Origin of the sequence: Marinicauda pacifica (genome assembly GCF_004793635.1) — a bacterium.
GTDB classification, from domain to species: domain Bacteria; phylum Pseudomonadota; class Alphaproteobacteria; order Caulobacterales; family Maricaulaceae; genus Marinicauda; species Marinicauda pacifica.
In genome coordinates this window covers 233148-250582 of sequence record NZ_SRXV01000002.1, presented here as the reverse complement: position 1 = coordinate 250582, position 17435 = coordinate 233148, and the positions used below count along the sequence as shown (strand labels likewise).

The 17435-nt window shown below is 63.6% G+C and carries 17 protein-coding genes and 1 tRNA gene; 5 read left to right on the top strand and 13 right to left on the bottom strand.

The genetic code is table 11. The features are described from left to right. Positions 1-160: 160 nt before the first annotated feature. The 3 genes from E5162_RS07645 to E5162_RS07635 all read right to left on the bottom strand — a co-directional run bounded on the left by E5162_RS07645 (position 161) and on the right by E5162_RS07635 (position 1988). Positions 161-237: transfer RNA gene (locus tag E5162_RS07645), tRNA-Arg, on the bottom strand. Between the two features lie 76 nt (positions 238-313). Continuing rightward, entirely contained in the window at positions 314-1174 is an 861-nt protein-coding gene (locus tag E5162_RS07640) for an SAM-dependent methyltransferase (RefSeq protein ID WP_135944544.1), read from the bottom strand. After that, entirely contained in the window at positions 1164-1988 is an 825-nt protein-coding gene (locus E5162_RS07635; RefSeq protein WP_135944543.1) for a glycine/sarcosine N-methyltransferase, read from the bottom strand. The genes E5162_RS07640 and E5162_RS07635 overlap by 11 nt, the downstream gene beginning before the upstream one ends. 341 nt (positions 1989-2329) lie before the next feature. On the opposite strand from E5162_RS07635, the gene E5162_RS07630 reads away from it, so the two are divergent. After that, positions 2330-3040: a thermonuclease family protein gene (locus tag E5162_RS07630; protein ID WP_158291232.1), complete on the top strand. Its 711-nt coding sequence runs from the start codon at positions 2330-2332 to the stop codon at positions 3038-3040. Between the two features lie 9 nt (positions 3041-3049). On the opposite strand, the gene E5162_RS07625 is transcribed toward E5162_RS07630, so the two are convergent. The 7 genes from E5162_RS07625 to E5162_RS07595 all read right to left on the bottom strand — a co-directional run bounded on the left by E5162_RS07625 (position 3050) and on the right by E5162_RS07595 (position 9637). After that, positions 3050-3940, bottom strand: coding sequence for an RNA polymerase factor sigma-32 (locus E5162_RS07625; RefSeq protein WP_135944540.1), 891 nt, complete (start codon positions 3938-3940; stop codon positions 3050-3052). Between the two features lie 168 nt (positions 3941-4108). After that, complete coding sequence (locus E5162_RS07620) at positions 4109-4627, bottom strand: CarD family transcriptional regulator (protein ID WP_135944538.1); 519 nt, start codon at positions 4625-4627, stop codon at positions 4109-4111. Between the two features lie 246 nt (positions 4628-4873). Next, positions 4874-5212, bottom strand: a complete 339-nt coding sequence (gene fdxA, locus E5162_RS07615) for a ferredoxin FdxA (RefSeq protein WP_135944536.1) — start codon at positions 5210-5212, stop codon at positions 4874-4876. A gap of 70 nt (positions 5213-5282) precedes the next feature. Next, positions 5283-5729, bottom strand: coding sequence for a tellurite resistance TerB family protein (locus E5162_RS07610; protein ID WP_135944534.1), 447 nt, complete (start codon positions 5727-5729; stop codon positions 5283-5285). A gap of 13 nt (positions 5730-5742) precedes the next feature. Further along, positions 5743-6045, bottom strand: a complete 303-nt coding sequence (locus E5162_RS07605) for a S4 domain-containing protein (protein WP_158291231.1) — start codon at positions 6043-6045, stop codon at positions 5743-5745. After that, positions 6042-8741 (bottom strand): helicase-related protein, encoded by a 2700-nt coding sequence (locus E5162_RS07600; protein ID WP_135944530.1) that lies wholly within the window; start codon positions 8739-8741, stop codon positions 6042-6044. Before E5162_RS07600 ends, E5162_RS07605 begins: the two co-directional genes overlap by 4 nt. A gap of 95 nt (positions 8742-8836) precedes the next feature. Next, positions 8837-9637 carry a DUF3108 domain-containing protein gene (locus E5162_RS07595; RefSeq protein WP_135944528.1) on the bottom strand — a complete coding sequence of 267 codons (801 nt, stop codon included), beginning with the start codon at positions 9635-9637 and terminating at the stop codon, positions 8837-8839. A gap of 197 nt (positions 9638-9834) precedes the next feature. Between E5162_RS07595 and rpmB the strand changes: the two genes are divergently transcribed. The 4 genes from rpmB to E5162_RS07575 all read left to right on the top strand — a co-directional run bounded on the left by rpmB (position 9835) and on the right by E5162_RS07575 (position 15048). After that, complete coding sequence (gene rpmB / locus E5162_RS07590; protein WP_135944526.1) at positions 9835-10125, top strand: 50S ribosomal protein L28; 291 nt, start codon at positions 9835-9837, stop codon at positions 10123-10125. Positions 10126-10243: 118 nt separating this feature from the next. Further along, the gene (locus tag E5162_RS07585; RefSeq protein ID WP_135944524.1) at positions 10244-11935 is read left to right on the top strand and encodes an amidohydrolase; all 1692 of its coding nucleotides are present in this window, start codon (positions 10244-10246) and stop codon (positions 11933-11935) included. A 7-nt stretch (positions 11936-11942) separates the two neighbouring features. Continuing rightward, positions 11943-12998 (top strand): histone deacetylase family protein, encoded by a 1056-nt coding sequence (locus tag E5162_RS07580; RefSeq protein WP_135944522.1) that lies wholly within the window; start codon positions 11943-11945, stop codon positions 12996-12998. Between the two features lie 574 nt (positions 12999-13572). Continuing rightward, positions 13573-15048: a sodium/proline symporter gene (locus E5162_RS07575; RefSeq protein ID WP_135944520.1), complete on the top strand. Its 1476-nt coding sequence runs from the start codon at positions 13573-13575 to the stop codon at positions 15046-15048. Positions 15049-15434: 386 nt separating this feature from the next. Here the strand turns inward: E5162_RS07575 and E5162_RS07570 are convergent, their stop codons facing one another. From E5162_RS07570 to bfr, 3 genes are all read right to left on the bottom strand, one after another. Further along, positions 15435-15956 (bottom strand): DUF3299 domain-containing protein, encoded by a 522-nt coding sequence (locus tag E5162_RS07570; protein ID WP_135944518.1) that lies wholly within the window; start codon positions 15954-15956, stop codon positions 15435-15437. Between the two features lie 48 nt (positions 15957-16004). Beyond that, positions 16005-16799 (bottom strand): ZIP family metal transporter, encoded by a 795-nt coding sequence (locus E5162_RS07565; RefSeq protein ID WP_135944516.1) that lies wholly within the window; start codon positions 16797-16799, stop codon positions 16005-16007. A 138-nt stretch (positions 16800-16937) separates the two neighbouring features. Then, positions 16938-17417 (bottom strand): bacterioferritin, encoded by a 480-nt coding sequence (gene bfr / locus E5162_RS07560; RefSeq protein ID WP_135945101.1) that lies wholly within the window; start codon positions 17415-17417, stop codon positions 16938-16940. Positions 17418-17435: the final 18 nt, after the last annotated feature.

Sequence of the window (17435 nt, the reverse complement as noted above, 5' to 3'; positions counted from 1 at the left end):
CCGGATCGCGGTCCAGTCGTCACATCGCAAATATTAGCGGAAATGCGCACAAAGTTGATGCGAACTTGACCGCACATAGCGGTCTTCGCGCATAGATCTACTGCCGGGATCGCAGCCAGTCGTGCCCACGCCTGCCGCGCAAGCCGATCCGGCACGAAACTGGTGTCCCCGACTGGATTCGAACCAGTGGCCCTCAGATTAGGAATCTGATGCTCTATCCTGCTGAGCTACGGGGACGTCAGGGTGCAGATGGCCAGTCCGGGCGCCGGAATTCAAGGATTTTATCACCCGGTCGCGGGCGAGTAAGCCCCTGTCAACGAACTTGGCCCGGCTTCTTGAACTGCATGATGGCCCAGGTCAGGCGGCCGGCATCGGCACCGTCGACCCAATGCTTCAGGCCTGCGATCATGCGGTCGATATAGTCTGGAGAAATCCGCCGGGAGAGTGTCTCGCGCTCCTCGGTCAGCACGGTGCGCACCTGGTTGTAATGGTTGCGAAGCTGGTCGGGGCGCGCGTCGATCGCGACCTCTTCCAGTCCGGCCTGTTTCGCCACCTCCCGGTAGAACGAGATGGAGCCGAGATCGGGCAGGTGGATGCGTTCGTAGATGGGCTGCAGCGCCTGGCGGTCGGCCTCGGTCTCGACGGTGTCGGTCTGCATCGGGTCGGTGAAGATAAGATGCCCGCCCGGGCGCAGCACGCGCGCGGCTTCGCCGATGACCCGGCTGCGCGCACCAGAGTGCAGGATCGCATCCTGGCTCCACACCACGTCGAACAGACCGTCCTCGAAGGGAATGTCCTCGAACGAGCCGTGCACGACCTCGATCTTGTCGACCAGTCCCTGGGCCTCGTTCAGCACGCGGTTTCGCGCATTCTCCTTGCCCGACAGGTTCAGGCAGGTGACGTGGCAGCCATGGGTGCGCGCCAGATAGCGCGCCGCGCCGCCATAGCCCGCGCCCAGATCCAGCACGCCGGTCTCGGGCGTCAGATCGGGCAGGCGCCCGGCCATATCGCGCACGGTGCGCGCGCTGGCGTCCTTGATGCTTTCGTCCGGAGTCTCGTACAGGCCGACATGGATATCCTCGCCGCCCCAGACCGCTTCGTAGAACGCATCCGCGTCCGGGCTGTCATAATAATCCTCGGCCGTCCTGGCGGCGGCACGATAGTCATTCGCCATAAGATTTCTCCGCAACGTGGATCAGGAAATCAGCGTCCCCGGTATCCTCGGTGAAGTCGCCATAGGTTTTCACGCTGGTGAAGCCGACCTGCTTCATCAGGCCGGTCGTGTAGTCCCGGCGAAGGGGAAACATGTTGAGGTGGTAAGCGGATCCGTCCGGGAAGCGGTAACAGAAGCGCGCCAGGCTTTCGTCGACATATTCCGGCTCGGCGCTGACCTGGTCTCCGCAATAATAAAATTTGTGTTTGGTGGAGAAGCCCTCGTCGAGAATCTTGTCGTAATTTCGCTGGTCCAGGATGAGGATGCCGTCATGCTTCAGCGCGGCATAGAACTCGGCCAGCGTACGCCGCCGGTCGCGCTCCTCGTGCAAATGGGTGAAGGAATTGCCGAGGCAGAGGATCGCGTCGAACTTGCCGGCCAGATCGCGGTTCAGCCAGCGCCAGTCGGCGTGAACGGTGTTCAGGATCAGACCGCGCTGGCGCCCGTTTTCGAAGGCCTTGGCGAGCATTTCCGCCGACCCGTCGCAACTGGTGACTGAAAACCCGGCCTTGAGCAGCTGGACCGAGTGAAATCCGGTGCCCGTCGCGGCATCCAGAACGAGGACCTTGCCGCGCTTCTTGAGGAGATCGATGAAAAACCGGCCCTCGCTCTTGGCCCGGCCTTCCCAGTCGATGAGTTCGTCCCACTTCTCCACGAAGGCTTGCACATATTCCTTCTTGTAGTGGTCGGTCCGGCGTATTTTCGCTGGATCTTCCGTCTCGTTTCGCGTGCCCGCAGGAGATCCGTCTGCTACGGTGGGTTGTGTGTCGGTCATAAATCTACGTCCTGCCCTTTTGCGAGACATTCGAGCGGAACCGGGCCGCACGAAGACAGCGCTGCGCTGGGTGCAGCCGGTCCCTCTCGAAGCCATCATCAATTGGATGGCTCGATCTTAGGCGAGGAGTCATGAAAATGAAAGCACGTGGCCGCAAATTCGCAATATGTAAGAAATATGTATTTCAACAAAAGAAATATAGAAATATATTTCTATTTAAAATAGTTGGAATATAAAAAATTTTATTGCGGAAAATTTGATATATGTATTACAATTTTCGGGTAGTATTTACTTTTCTTATTTCGTTCTTCTTGTTCTCATGCGGTTCGGACAGCGTCCCCGTGTCGCCGACGCGGACTGGAGAGGGGCTGGCCACATACAGTCCGGTCTCCTTTCACCTTCAAACCATTGAGGGTTCGTTCGAAATCCGGCTCGCCGAAGTGGAGGCTCCCAACGACGAGCCCGCCCGCCGCAGAACTCGCGCGGCACTTGCCGCTCTGCTGGAGGAAGCGGGCGCAAATCTGGAGCTGATCGAGACCGGTACCGGGGAAGACCGCTATGGCCGCCATGTCGGGCACGCCGAGTTCGACCGCGAGGCCGGGCGGGTCTGGATCCAGGGCGAGCTGGTCTCAGCAGGCTGGCTGATGGCGGCCGGGCGCGCGGACAGCCGCGCGCGCATCGGGCGGCTACTCGAACTCGAGGAGCGCGCCCGGGCTATGCGGAGTGGATTGTGGGCGAGTGGGCAGCTTGTCGTGCGCGATCCCGATCCGAACGGCCTGGCTCAGCACCTGGACAGCTACCAGATCGTTCGGGGCCGCGTCATCGATACAGGCGCGGCGCGCAATGGGCGCGTCTATCTCAATTTCGGCCTGGACTGGCGAACCGACTTTACCGTGTCGATCAGTCCGGCCCACCTGGAGCGGTTCCAGGAAGCCGGGCTCGATCCGATGGCGCTGGCCGGACACGAAGTACGCGTGCGCGGATGGCTCTACCGGGAAAACGGTCCGATGATCGCGCTCGATCATCCCGAGGCCATCGAGCAGTTCGACTGATCGCTGTGATTATCCCGCCGGAATAAGCCCCGCGTCTGCCGGATCGCCGACCTTTTCCGTCAAGGCGTTCTTCAACCTGCCCAAGGCCTGATGTTCGATCTGGCGGACCCGCTCCTTGGAAATGCCCAGTTGCTCACCGAGCTTTTCCAGCGTGACGCTGTCCTCGCGCAGGCGGCGTTCGCGGATGATCAGCTGTTCGCGGTCTGACAGGGTCGAGAGCGCGTCCTGCAGCCAGGCGGTACGGCGTTCGCCGTCCCGGCCCTTCATGACTTCGGCCTCGGGCGTCGGCGATTCAGCCGGCAGCAAGTCCTGCCACTCGCCATCGCCTTCCTCGGTAAAGGGCGCGTTCAAGGACCGGTCGACCGCCGCCAGACGGGCGGCCATGCGCTCGACATCGTCCTCCCCGACCCGCAGGGCCTGGGCGACATAGGCGCGGTTCTCCGGCGTCAGGGCGCCCGACGAGACGTCATTGATCAGGGCGCGCAGGCGGCGCAGGTTGAAAAACAACGATTTCTGCGACGCGGTCGTACCGGTTCGCACGATCGACCAGTTGCGCAGCACATAGTCCTGTACCGACGATCGGATCCACCAGCTGGCGTAGGTGGAGAAGCGCACCCCGCGCTCGGGCTCGAAGCGCGCGGCAGCCTGCATCAGGCCGATATTGCCTTCAGAAACCAGATCGGGAAAGGGAAGACCGTAATGGCGAAACTTCGCCGCGACCGCGATCACGAGGCGCATATAGGCGGTCGTCAGCTTGTGCAGCGCGTCCTCGTCCTGATGATCTTTCCAGGCGGTCGCCAGAGCCAGCTCCTCCTCGCGTTCGAGCAGCGGCGCATCCATGGCCGTTTTCATATAGCGGCGATCGGGATCGGCGGTACGGCGGGGGGAGGCGGATGGCATGGAAGCAGCTCCAGACAGCGATGACTTGCTTGTCCTCGGTCTACGCGCCGGGGCTGTCGCTGGTTCACCTTTCGGCCACAATTTCTTCAGACGGCGCGATCCGAACGCAAAACGCCCCGCCGGTGTGGCGGGGCGTTTTGTATCGGGCCGTGAAAATCTCAAATCAGATCAGGCTGCTTTCGACTGCAGCGTTTCGGACAGGATTTCCATCGCCTTGTCGCGATCGACTTTCTCGACGGCAGCCACTTCGCGCGCCATCCGGTCCAGCGCACTCTCGTAGAGCTGGCGCTCGGAATAGGACGGCTCGGGCTGATCTTCGTGGCGATACAGGTCACGAACGACTTCGGCGATCGAGATCAGGTCGCCGGAATTGATCTTCGCTTCGTATTCCTGTGCCCGGCGGCTCCACATGGTCCGCTTGACCTTGGCCTTGCCGGTAAGGGTTTTCAGCGCGTCCTTCAGGACGGTGTCGCTGGCGAGCGGACGCATGCCGGAGGCGACGGCTTTCGCGGTCGGGACGCGCAGGGTCATCTTGTCCTGCTCGAACGAAACGACATAGACCTCGATGTCGAAGCCGGCCACGCTTTCCTTTTCCACCCCGATGACGCGGCCTACGCCGTGCGCCGGATAGACGATGTGATCGCCTTTTTTGAACTTCACATTATCGTTGGCTGTTTTCTTGGTCATATACACCCTCTCGTCCATCCCGGTTCGATTGCCGCTCTGACCGCACGCAACACAGCTGTCTCCCGCCCTTGGCAGGAAGGGCGAAAGTAACGCCGTCGAGAAAGCTGTCAGATCAAGAGCAGGTCCGTCTCAGGGTTCCGCACACGCGGGTTCGAAGACGATAAAGCTATCACAACACTGACAATATTTCAAATGTTGCCTGCTTTGCTCGTCTGGACAGGCCGGAATCCGTAAACCGCTGGTTAATTAGCCCTTGGGCGGTTCTGGCGAGAAATACTTCTCGAGCTTCCCGGTCTCGGTCTCGTATTTCTGGTAATCGGGGGGTGGGTCCTTCTTGACCGTGATGTTCGGCCAGGCTTCCGCATACTTGGAATTGAGGGCGAGCCACTTGCCGTCCGGATCATCCTCGGTGTCGGGGACGATCGCTTCCACCGGGCACTCAGGTTCGCACACGCCACAGTCGATGCACTCGTCGGGATGGATGACGAGCATGTTTTCGCCTTCGTAGAAGCAATCCACCGGGCAGACTTCAACACAATCAGTGAATTTGCAGCGAATGCACGCATCGGTGACGATGTAGGTCATCGGCCGGAACGGTCCTTGAACTGGGAGATCGAATTGGGCGCAGCGGACATGAGACCTGCGCTCGCGTTTGTCAATGCTGGCGGGCTTGCGCGCGGTGTCGCGCCTCACCGCGCTCGCGGTCGGTAATGGCCAGAAGCGGTCCGAGACGACGCATCAGGGAATCCTCCTCGGATGTGTTCTCGTCGTCGGCCAGGATGACGCACCACAAATCCTCGACGACTTTCAGCCGCTCGTCCTTGGGCAGGTTTTTGACGACACGCGTGAACTTGTGGTGATCCACCGCCGTGTCGGCCAGCGCCTTGGCGCGGTCGAGTTCCTGGCCCGCTTCCTGCGCGCTCAGGTCGAAACCGCTGGCCAGCAGCCGGCGAATGCGCGCTTCCTCGTCCTGGGTGAACACACCGTCCGCCATCGCGGCCTCGACCATCAGGGCGGCGGTGGCCGTCTGGGCCGATAGCGTCTCGTCGGCCGGCTTCTCGGCTGCATCGCTCGAAAACAGCGACTTGAGGGAATCGAACATCGCTCAAAAATCCTTACATGGTCTGGTCTAGACGTTCATATAGGGCCTGAGCCTCGCGAGCGGGACCCCTGCGGTCAGCCAGATCCTCGACACGCAGGCGCAGCGCGGTCTGCCCGATGACGAAGATCAGGATATCCGCCGGGCGCACCGCGAAGCTGGCTCGCTCGATGCGCTGGATCTGGCCAAAGCGGTCGACGCGCACGTGTCCGGCATCGACAAAGCGGGTCGCCGCGGCTCTCGACTTGAAGAAGCGGGCGCGGAACAGCCAGAGATCGCACCGCTGGCTGCTCGGTTTATCAAGTCCCGCCTCACTCACGCCTTCCCGTCTCCGGTGGCCGGGCTGGATGCCGAGCGCTTGCGGGATCTGGGTTTGCGCGCCTTCTTGCCTGGCTCCGCTTCAGAACCGGACCTGGTCGGCTTGGTCCTCGCCTTTCGCTCTGACCGGGCCCGGGTTTCGCGCGCTGTCGCGGGCCGGTCGAGATCCAGTTCTGCGAGTTTTGCAAACGGCGTGTCGGCGACCGGCGCGCTCTGCGTCCGTGATTGCGGCGCGCGATCCGGCTTGCGCCGGGAACGGCCGGCCCACATCTCGCCCTGGGCTTTCGCCGGATCATCGCCCTTCTGAACACGCTTGTAGCCCAATGATTTGAGCACGCCGCGCAAGTCCTCGACCGAACAGCCCAAAAGACTGGTCATGGCCGGAGCGGGTTCGAACTGGCGTTTCGGATGAGCCTGACGGGCTTCGCGGATCAGGTCGGCGAGGCGTTCGAGAATGTCGAGGCGTACGGCCAGCGGACCGCAGCGTTGAAATCCGGCCGCCGCATAATCTGCATCGTCGATGCCGGGTTCGGCCGGCAGGGACATGCGTCCGGGCGCCGGCGAGAACGCACCCTGCGCGTCTCCGCGTGCGGTCGCCTTGAGCAGTGTGCTCAGCCGGGCCGGCCCGGGCTTTGTCAATGCGGGCATGAAGACGGCGTGCTCCCCGATGCGCACACCGGCACGGCGAAGCTGGCGCCGCTCCTGCACCGAGAGCTGGTCGATGTCCTCGGCCAGCGCGGTTCGCGGCGCGGCCCCTGCGTTCTCTACCAGGCGAAAGGCAATGCCGCGCGCCAGACCGCCAAGTGCGCCTGTACTGCCCGCATCGCGCTTGAGCGCCAGAAGCGGGCCCAGCATGCGCTCGGCCTCGGCCGCGGCGAAGCGTTCCAGCCTGCGCTCGGCCCGTGCCTGGGCTTCGGATGCACCCAGCTCGCCGCCGATCAGCACCGCTGCCGGCGCATAGGGATCGGGCGACGGCGCCAGGCGTGCGATGCGTTCGCCCTCCCATTCGATCACGCCGAGATCGGTCAGGGTGAGGGCGGCGTCCTCAGCGCGAGCGAGTGCGCCGAGCCGCCGGTTGACCTCCGGCCGTACGGCTTTGAGGGCCGCGTGAGCGACGGCGCGCTGGGCGAGCGGTCCGCCGGAATGGTCCGGCTTGAAACTGAGACCGGTGAGGCGGCCGACATAATGACCCTCTACCGTCACCTCGCCCTGGGCATCCAGGCCGGATTCAAGGGAATCCTTCTCGCGCAGCCCCTTCATCAGGCTGGTCGTGCGCTTGTCGATGAAGCGCCCCATCAGCCGCTCGTGCAGCGCATCGGAAAGCTGGTCTTCCACCTCGCGCGTGCGTGCGCGCCAGAATTCGGGATCGCGCGTCCAGTCCGGCCGGTTGGCTGCGTAGGACCAGGTGCGCACATGGGCCAGTCGCTGGGAGAGCGTGTCCACGTCCCCCGCCGTTTTGGACACCCGCTCCAGCTGGCCCTCCAGCCAGGCCCCGGGCAGATAGCTGTCTCCGCTGGTCAGATAGTGAAATATGCGCGAGACCAGCCTTGCATGCTCGTCGATTGTCACCTTGCGAAAGTCCGGCGTGCGGCAGACATCCCAGAGCCGCATCAGGTTAGGACGGTTGCGCACGCGGTCGCGGACATCATTGTCACGAGCGAGGATATCCAGAACCTGCTCGTCGCTGGCGGTCACGACTCGATTGAGAACCGGGTCGGGGCTTGGCCGGTTGAGTGAGTTACGCAGCGCATCGAGGTTGGAGAAATCCAGTTCTCCATTGCGCCAGGTCAGGCGCCGGACCGGCTCGAATTCGTGGTTCTCGACTGCGTGCACGATCTCGGCATCCAGCGGCCGGGCGTCGGCGGTTTCTCCGAACGTGCCATCGGAACGGAAACGGCCGGCCCGCCCGGCGATCTGGCCGATCTCCTGCGGGTAAAGCCGCCGGCGCCGGCGACCGTCGAATTTGGTGTAGCTGGCGAACGCGACGTGATCGACATCCATGTTCAATCCCATGCCGATCGCATCGGTCGCGATCAGATAGTCGACTTCGCCCGACTGGTAGAGTTCCACCTGCGCGTTGCGCGTGCGCGGGCTCAGCGCGCCCATCACGACAGCGGCGCCGCCGCGCTGGCGCCGGACCAGTTCGGCAATCGAGTAGACGTCCTCGGCCGAGAAGGCGACGATGGCCGAGCGCCTCGGCAGCTTGGCCAGCTTCTTCGACCCGGCATAGGTCAGCTCGGAGAAGCGTTCGCGAAAATCGTGCGTTGCCTCAGGGACCAGCCGCTTCAGGATCGGAGCCATCGTGGCAGCGCCCAGGAACATCGTCTCAGCGGTGCCGCGTGCATGCAGCAGGCGATCGGTGAAGATGTGTCCGCGCTCCGGGTCGGCGCACAGCTGAATCTCGTCGATGGCGACGAAGGCCGGGCGCAAATCCATCGGCATGGCCTCGACGGTACACACGAAATAGCGGGCCTTGGGCGGCACGATCTTTTCTTCGCCAGTGACCAGGGCTACGGCGCCTTCGCCCTTGACCTTGACGACCTTGTCGTAAATCTCGCGGGCCAGCAGGCGCAAAGGCAGGCCGATCACGCCCGAGACGTGCGCCATCATGCGCGTCAACGCCAGATGCGTCTTGCCGGTATTGGTCGGGCCGAGCACGGCCGTGATCTGGCCGGGCTCTGTATTGAGGCGAGCCATGGGCGGCCTCCTTGAAGGAACCGGGTCAAGACTAGTCCAGTTGCGCGTCGTGTTCAGCGGCGCGCTGCATCTGGCGCTTCACCGCGGCGTCGAGGCTACCGAACCGAGATCCGTGTGGCCTGGATGTTGATGGATCCGATCTGGGTATTGGCGCGGAAGCGGACCGGCACGTAGATGCCATCATAGTCTGCCAGGTAGATGACGACCGGGCGCCGGGTTTCCTCTTCGCTCGGCCGGTCTCCGGGGTCATAGCCGGAGATGGGCTCCAGATAGGCCTCGCACACCAGCGCGTCGCCACTCCAGGCGCGCGTACGGACCCGCTCGGTGCCAGCTTGCTCGAAACGAAGATCGTAGCGCGCCTTGCCATCGAAGACGGGCAGGCGTCCGCTGCAGACGCCCGGCGTGTCCACCGGCATGCCCAGGGTAAGACCCAGCATGGCGGAGATGGGGTCGAGCGCGCCCGCGCGTTCTTCATCATCAGCGGGCGGCTCGCCCATCGAACCGAAGGGCGGCTGGACATCCGGCGTCGCGACGGCATCGGGAAAATCGATCCCCACCACGCGTCCCTTGTTGCTGGCATGGTTCACGTGGCTGTAGCGATAGGGCTGAAGGCTCGACCCGATGCGATAGCCGGTCACCCCGGCCTCGATATTGGTGTCGTCGAACCAGCGCAGCAGTCCCGCGCTCTCAAACTGGGCCGAGGCTGAATACGTGCCATCGGGATAGATTGCGTTGACGGCAATCTCGGCCACGGGCAACACCCAGACCGACCCGGAATAGTTCAACGTGATCTCTTCGGGCACGCTGACCGGCGCGGCCGCGTCGGCGGCTTGGGCCGGCGCGGTCTGGGCGGCAAGCGCGGCGTGAAGCGCTAGGCTGGCGATCGATGCGAACATGGAACTCTCACATATCTGGCCGCGATGCGGCTTCTGCAACTCTTCCATATGGGATAGGTGTGTTGATGGCTGCAACATGAACGTCGCGTGCTTGACTGTATATACGCTCTCCGGTAACACGCCCGCTCTCGCGCCGTGGGGACGCATGTCCACCGCGGCGTTTTGAAGTTTCGTAAGACCGATACAGGAACGAAGCCATGTCGCGCCGCTGCGAACTGACCGGGACGGGCCCGGTGTCCGGGAACAACGTATCCCACGCCAACAACAAGACGAAGCGCCGCTTCCTTCCCAATCTGTGCGAAGTGACGCTGGCGTCCGAGCAGCTCGGCCGGTCTTTCCGTCTGCGCGTTGCCGCCAAGGCGCTGCGCAGCGTCGACCATGCCGGCGGGCTGGACGCCTTCCTGCTGAAGGCCAAGAATGATGTGCTGTCTCCGGCCGCGCTGAAGATCAAGCGTGAGCTGAAAAAGGCCGGCGAAGCCGCCGCCTGAGCTTCCACCGACGATCGTCCCGACCGATTGCGCCCGCTGGCTGAGCCAGCGGGCGTTTTCATTTGCCCCAGACCACGCTAGCGTCCCTGCCAACGATGATCATACCGGGGAGGGCGCAATGCGCTATTGGGGTTTCGGCGCGGCAGCACTGCTTCTGGCGGCCTGCTCGCAAGATACGGCATCTACCGCTCAATCGGCTGATCCAGTCCCTGCGGAGACCGTGATTTCCGGTGGCACTATCTACACCGGGGTGGAGACCGCCCCTCAGGTCGAGCTCGTTGCGGTCAGCGATGGCCGCATCGTTTTTGCCGGAAGCGCCGAGGACGGCTCCGGCTATATCGGCGAAACGACCCGTCAGATCGACCTGGACGGCACCGTCATGTTCCCCGGCTTCACCGATGCGCACGCCCATCTGATGGGGATCGGTCAACGGGAGCGTTCGCTCAATCTGGAAGCGGTCACGTCGGTTGCCGACCTGCAGGCTCGTCTGCAGGCCGCCGCGCAGGACAGCGAAGGCCTGATATCCGGGCGGGGCTGGATCGAGACACACTGGCCTGAAGCCCGTTTCCCCAACCGCCAGGACCTGGATGCGGTCGTGAGCGACCGTCCGGTCGTGCTGATGCGCGCCGACGGGCATGCAGTCGTCGTCAACTCGGCCGCGCTGGAGGCGGCCGGTATCAGCTCTCAGAGTGAGGCCCCGCAAGGCGGTGAAATCCTGCGCGATGCCGACGGCGAGCCGACGGGCATGCTGATCGACACCGCCATGGGGCCCGCCATGGCCCTGGTCGGGGAGCCGGATGCCGGCACTCAGCGGGAAATGCTCGAACTCGGCGCCGAGGTGATGGCGTCCTACGGCTGGACCGGCGTTCACGACATGAGCGTCGGCTACGACACGGTTGCCATGATGACATCTCTGGCTGGCTCGGACCGGTTTGCCATCCGCAACTATGTCGCGGCCAATAGCGAAAATTATGACGACGTTGCCGCTCACCTCGACGCGTATTCGGCGGATAGCCGCGTCATCGTCCGGGCGGTGAAGTTCTACGCGGACGGCGCGCTCGGCTCTCGCGGCGCAGCTCTTCTGGAGCCCTATTCGGATGCCCCGGAGTCCCGAGGCCTGATGATCGCGCGTGAGGAGGAAGCGGTGTCGATGATGCAGGCGGCGCTGCGTGACGGCGTGCAGCTGGCCATTCACGCGATCGGTGACCGGGGCAACCGGCTCATCCTCGACTGGATGGAAACGGCCTTCGAAGCCGTCCCGCCAGATGAGCGCGCGATCGCCGATCCGCGCTGGCGTATCGAGCATGCCCAGATCGTAAATCCTCAGGATCTGCCCCGATTTGCGGCGCTCGGCGTCATCCCGTCCATGCAGCCCTCCCACGCCATCGGCGATCTTCATTTTGCGCCTGACAGGCTGGGTGCGGAGCGCCTCCACGGCGCCTATGCCTGGCAGTCGATGATCGATAGCGGAGCCATCGTGGCCGGCGGATCGGACGCGCCGGTGGAACGCGGCGAGGCACGCATCGAGTTTTATGCCTCGGCGGTCCGTCAGGATCTGGACGGCTATTCGGCCGAGGGCTGGCATCGCGAAGAAGCCGTGAGCCGCCAGGATGCGTTGAAGATGTTCACGATCTGGCCGGCCTACGCCTCCTTCCGCGAGGACGAGCTCGGCACGATCGAGGTCGGCAAGCTGGCCGACTTTTCCGTTTTCGATCGCGATCTGATGACCGTGCCTGATGCCGAGCTGCGCGAGGCCCGCCCGGTCATGACGATCGTCGACGGCGAAGTCGTCTGGCAGGCCGGAGACTAAAGGCCGCATGCGTGTTCTCTACAGCGACGATGTGCTGGCTCATGTCCCGCGCTCTGAAATGAAGCACGGTGGCATGATACCGGCACGCGAAAGTCCGGCGCGCGCCGAGCTGGTCCGCGACGCGCTGGCGGCTCAGGGCAGCTTCGTCTTCGAGGAGCCGTCCAGGGCGGTCCCGTCCGCTCTGGCAAGGGTCCACGATAGCGATTATCTGGCTTTCCTGGAGGGCGCGTGGCCGCGTTGGGAGGCGCATATCGGCGCCGGCAACGGGGGCGAGACGCCCGACGCCTTTCCGCTGATCTTTCCGGTCCGGACGCTTGAAGATGTCAGGCCATCCGTCATCGACGGTGAGTTGTCCTACTATGCCATGGACACCGGGACGCCCTTGACCGCCGGAGCATGGATGGCCTCGCTCGCCTCCGTGACGAGTGCGGCGCAGGCCGCGACCTGTGTGTCTGGCGGGGAGCGGGCGGCTTTCGCCCTGACGCGGCCACCCGGTCACCATGCCGCCGCTGGCAAGTTTGGCGGATACTGTTTCCTCAACACCGCCGCCGTCGCCGGCCAGACCTTGCTGGACTCAGGCGCGCGCAAGGTCGCTGTCCTCGATATCGACTATCATCACGGCAATGGCACGCAGTCGATCTTCTATGAGCGCGGCGACGTGCTGGTGGTCAATATCCACGCCGATCCCGATTACGAATTTCCCTTCTTCCTCGGCAGGGCCGGAGAGACCGGGCGGGGCGCCGGCGAGGGCGCAACGCTGAACCTGCCCCTGGCACGCGGCACGGACTGGAGCGGGTATTCCGCCGCGCTGGGTCAAGCCTGCCGGGCCATCGCGAAATTCGGTGCGCAGGCGCTCGTCGTGTCGTGGGGCTTTGATACGTTCGAGGGCGACCCGCTCTCCACCTTCCAGATCTCGCGCGATGATTTCGCCCGGATGGGCGAGCGGATCGCCGGGCTGGATCTGCCGACGGTCATCGTTCTGGAGGGCGGCTATGCCACGGCGAGCCTCGGTGAGAATGTGCTCGCCGGCCTGGCAGGTTTCGCTGCGGGTGGACGAAGCTAGGCGCCGGGGGTGGCAGAACGGCTCACGGCCTCGCCCCGGGGGAGAGGGGAGGCCGCGAACACAGGGATCGAGCGAGGGATGTCTGAGCCGTGAGGCTTTCAATGAGCAGCGATAGAGGAGGGGGCCTCATGTCTGCGGGCCAGAGGGGAGGCCGGCCCGCATTCTGCTGCTTCTTAGGCGATGACGCCGGACATCGAAGCGAACATGCCTGCCATGACGGTGACCACGAGGGCCACGTTGAGCACGACCGCACCCAGGCTCGAACCGGTATTGAAAAAGGACCTGACCATTTCTTGTCTCCATTACGAGTGTTTCGACCAACCGTGGCGCCGGTCCCGGTTTTGGGGAGTGGGCTCTGGCGCCGGTGAGCGGGGCTCTTTCTGGCCGCCGTCTCGAGAATTTATGTACCAAGGGAGTTATCGGTTTGCAATAAGAATTTATCGAAAAACAATATAAATTTTTCGCAAGGTGGCGGACATTCCGGCTAACGACATGATAGATAGAGATTTTTCCCATCACAGGTGAGATGCTCGCGGCCATCTGATGAGATGGGCGAAAAGGGGAGGCGAGGCAGATGGACACGATAGGCACTCAAGGCTGGGTCATTCTGGCGACGCTGGCCGCCTATAAGCTGGGACTGATCGCGATCGGAATCTGGGCGGCACGGCTGAACCGGGATGAATCCGATTTCTTCCTCGGCGGGCGCGGCCTCGGCCCTTGGGTGGCCGGCCTGTCCTATGCCGCGTCGACCAGCTCGGCCTGGGTCCTGCTCGGCTTTACCGGATTTGTGTACACGGCCGGGGTGTCCGCGCTGTGGATGGTTCCCGGCGTGTGGGCCGGCTATGTCGGGGTCTGGCTCTGGTTTGGCCCGCGCCTGCGTGAAGAGACCGAGCGGCGCGGCCATGTCACCGTGACCGATTTCATGACCGCAGGCACTGGCGCCGCGGCGCGGTCGGTCATCGCGGTTCTGGCCGGTAGCCTCGTCCTGTTCACCTTCGTCTTCTACATCGCTGCCCAGTTCGGCGCGGCCGCCGTCGCCTTCGAGAGCCAGCTCGATTTCGGCCACACGGAAAGCGTGCTTTTCGGGGCCGTCGTGATCCTGATTTACGCGCTGCTCGGCGGCTTCTGGGCGGTCTCGCTGACCGATACTCTGCAAGGCGCGGTGATGGCGCTGGTCGCCGTGATCCTGCCCATCGGCGCTCTGATGGCGGCTGGCGGTCCGGGGGGCGTCTGGCAGACCCTGTCAGCGACCATGCCGGAGGCCTATCTGCACCCGACCGGAGGCCGCACCCTGGTCCCCTTCCTGGCCTTTGCCTTCGGGATAGCGGCAATCGGGCTGGGCACGCTCGGTCAGCCCCACCTCATGGCCCGCCTGATGGCGGTCAAGGACGAGCGCGCAAGGAAAGCCGGCTTCACCATCGCCATGAGCTGGGGCGTACTGGTGTTCACCGGCATGGGAATCCTGGCGCTCTCGGCCCGTGCCCTGCTGGCGCCGCTCGATGATCCCGAAGCGGTTTTCTACGCGATGGCCGCCGCCCTGTTGCCGACCGTGCTGGCGGGCATCGTGATCGCCGCCATCCTTTCGGCCGTCATGTCGACGGTCGATTCCCTGCTTATGGCAGCATCGGCGGCAGCCGCGCACGATCTGCGCCTGACCCGCGTGCTGCCGGGGCGAGAAGTGTTGATCGGGCGGTGCGTGATGGCCCTGATCTGTGCGCTGGCGGTGATTTTGACCCTCACCGTCGACAATACGATTTTCGACCGCGTGCTCTTCTCATGGTCCGCGCTCGGGGCGGCCTTCGGGCCGGTTATCGCTGCGCGGGTATGCAAGGTCGAGCCGGCCGGCGGGGCGATCATCGCCGCAATCGTGCTCGGGTTTGGACTGACCGTGATCTTCTACTCGTTCGGCCAGGTCGACCCTGCCACCGCCGGCGAAGGCCTGCGTGGTCTCATGGTGCGCCTGGCGGCAACCCCGGGCGACCCGTTCGAGCGCATCGTGCCCTGGCTCATGCCCTTGCTGTTGGTCTTCAGCTGGCGTCAGCGCGCATAAAAAATCGGCCGGTCCTGAATGAAGGACCGGCCGAGAGTGGGTCTGCGGTTTGGTGGGACTCGCTTCGGCGTCCGCGCTGGCGCCCATCGCCCCCCTCAGTGCGAAGAGTGTGCCGCGCCGGAACACACGAAGCGAGCCCCGGGTCCGATGACGCAAGTAGCGTGCAATACGTCACCGGGAGACAGGAAGTCAGGCTGCGCGGGGGCCAGGTGCAAGGGGAGCCATGCCGGCCCCCGCGCAGGTGGTCGGAGCGTTTTCGACGGGAAGAAGAATCGCCTCGACAACTCTCAAGATGAGGTTCGAGGACGGCTATATTATTGCCGTATCAGGGCAATTTTGCCGCGTATGCGGCTTCGCAGCGGCGTGCTCGTTCAGCCGGCGTTCAGCTAGCCGCCGGGCCGGTAGGGGCTGAGCGAGGTCAGCTCCAGCGTGTAGGCCGCGTCGCCAAGATCGTTGTCCTCGCGCCGGGTATGCAGGATACCCTCGGCGTAAACCGCGTCCCACATCCCTTCCAGCTCGACCGCTGTGTCTGTCTCGACATAGACCAGCTGGTTGGGCGGGGGCGGGGGCACATGGATGCACGCGCCGACATAGGGCACGAGCAGAAAGCGGGTCACTTCGCCAGGTCCGGTCATATCGAATGGCAGCACATAACCGGGGATCCGCACTCGCTGCCCGTCGAGGGCATCGACCGTGTTGAACGTCTGGATCTGGGGCATGGAGGAAGTGCCGAAATGGTCAAAGCCGCTTTGGCGTGCCTGCATTTCCATGAGGCGCGAGATGTTGGCCGCTTCGCCCTCGGGCAGCAGGTCGGACCAGGCGAGTTCGCGATAGTCCGACGACTGGGCCTGAACCGGGGCGGCCAGAACAGACAGGATAAAGGCGCAGATCAGGATCAAACGGGTCATGGCGCGTCAGAGAAAACCTTGGCGGCAGCTCGGTCGGAGGCCCACTCTCTAAGGGGAGGGCTCAGTAAAGGCGATAGTAGGCGTGGCAAGTGGGGCATGAACATGACCGCCGCTGCCTTGGAATGTCGTTATCAGCAGACCGGTCAGTGCGCCGGCGACCAGCACCGGGCTGGCCCTGCGCCAGCCTGCTTCTCCAGCATGAGCCAGCAGATGGGTCGCTCCCACATGAAGCATGATTCCGGCGACCAGGGCGAACAGGTTGCCCAGAACCGCGTCAGGCACCGTAGCGGCAACCGGCGCGGCGATGGCCGCCGCGACAAGCGTTGTCAGCCCGGCGGCGGCGAAGGCAAACAGAAAGGCCCGGGTGTCGCTCAACCCGGCGCGCTGGAGTAGCACGAAGCAGATGATCGCCTCTGGAAATTCGTGCACCATCAGACCGAGCGAGGCTGAGAGGCCGGTGAAGAAATCTACCGAGAACGTCACGGCGTAGACCAGCCCGTCGACTGCCGAATGCATGCCGATCGCGAGCACCGGTGCCAATGCGATCGCCATTCCGGGGTGCCCGGCTGCGGCCTTGCCCGGCCAGCTCTCTATCCCGCGCTGGATTGCGAAGCCCAGGCCGAAGCCGGCCAGCACCCAGACCGGCGCGCGTTCGCTCATCTGAACGGCTTCAGGAACCAGGTGCAGGATCGCCATCGCGATGACGAGGCCCGCCGCGAAAGCGGCAAAGAGCGGCTCGTTCGCCCGCGTGAATTGGCTGGCAAAGCGAACACCAAGCAGCGCGATGAAGCTGATGATCGCGGCGCCGAGGCCGAATGCCAGAGTAAACAAGATTGCGGTCACGGCGTTACGATCAAGCCTGGATGCGATGGCAGGAGCGCCATGCGGTACAAAGCGTTACATTATAACATTTCATAGCCGTGTCCAGCTAACGCCTCAGAGACGCAAAGGCAAGGCTCTTGTGGCCTGAAGCTGGCCCGATCAGTCGTCGCCAGCCTTGATTTGCGTCTGCATGTAGCGCTCGTGACCGATCTGTTCGGCGAGGGCGAGCTCGGTCTCAAGAAAATCGATATGCTCTTCTTCCGACTTGAGGATGTGCTCGAGCAGATCGCGGGAGCCGTAATCGCGGACTTTCTCGCAATACTCGATCGCGTCCAGATAGATCGGATGTGCACGCCGTTCTGCTTCGAGATCGCATTGCAGGCACTCGACCAGGGTTTCCCCGATCATCACCTTGCCCAGATCCTGAACATTCGGCAGGCCGTCGAAAAAGAGGATACGATCGATCAGCATGTCGGCATGCTTCATCTCGTCGATGGATTCATCGTACTCGATCTTCGCAATGCGTTGAAAGCCCCAGTTCTTGAACATGCGCGCATGCAGAAAATACTGGTTCACCGTGGTCAGCTCGAGTTTGAGCGCCTTGTTCAGATGCTCGATAACGCCGGCATCGCCCTTCATCGACAAATTCTCCATCGC

Excerpts from the sequence above, each read along its gene's own strand:
- E5162_RS07575 (WP_135944520.1), top strand. The coding sequence starts at position 13,573 with ATGGACACGATAGGCACTCAAGGCTGGGTCATTCTGGCGACGCTGGCC.
- E5162_RS07585 (WP_135944524.1), top strand. The coding sequence starts at position 10,244 with ATGCGCTATTGGGGTTTCGGCGCGGCAGCACTGCTTCTGGCGGCCTGC.
- fdxA (WP_135944536.1), bottom strand. The coding sequence starts at position 5,212 with ATGACCTACATCGTCACCGATGCGTGCATTCGCTGCAAATTCACTGAT.
- E5162_RS07625 (WP_135944540.1), bottom strand. The coding sequence starts at position 3,940 with ATGCCATCCGCCTCCCCCCGCCGTACCGCCGATCCCGATCGCCGCTAT.
- E5162_RS07595 (WP_135944528.1), bottom strand. The coding sequence starts at position 9,637 with ATGTTCGCATCGATCGCCAGCCTAGCGCTTCACGCCGCGCTTGCCGCC.
- E5162_RS07610 (WP_135944534.1), bottom strand. The coding sequence starts at position 5,729 with ATGTTCGATTCCCTCAAGTCGCTGTTTTCGAGCGATGCAGCCGAGAAG.
- E5162_RS07600 (WP_135944530.1), bottom strand. The coding sequence starts at position 8,741 with ATGGCTCGCCTCAATACAGAGCCCGGCCAGATCACGGCCGTGCTCGGC.
- E5162_RS07620 (WP_135944538.1), bottom strand. The coding sequence starts at position 4,627 with ATGACCAAGAAAACAGCCAACGATAATGTGAAGTTCAAAAAAGGCGAT.
- E5162_RS07570 (WP_135944518.1), bottom strand. The coding sequence starts at position 15,956 with ATGACCCGTTTGATCCTGATCTGCGCCTTTATCCTGTCTGTTCTGGCC.
- E5162_RS07640 (WP_135944544.1), bottom strand. The coding sequence starts at position 1,174 with ATGGCGAATGACTATCGTGCCGCCGCCAGGACGGCCGAGGATTATTAT.
- E5162_RS07635 (WP_135944543.1), bottom strand. The coding sequence starts at position 1,988 with ATGACCGACACACAACCCACCGTAGCAGACGGATCTCCTGCGGGCACG.
- E5162_RS07580 (WP_135944522.1), top strand. The coding sequence starts at position 11,943 with ATGCGTGTTCTCTACAGCGACGATGTGCTGGCTCATGTCCCGCGCTCT.
- bfr (WP_135945101.1), bottom strand. The coding sequence starts at position 17,417 with ATGAAGGGCGATGCCGGCGTTATCGAGCATCTGAACAAGGCGCTCAAA.
- rpmB (WP_135944526.1), top strand. The coding sequence starts at position 9,835 with ATGTCGCGCCGCTGCGAACTGACCGGGACGGGCCCGGTGTCCGGGAAC.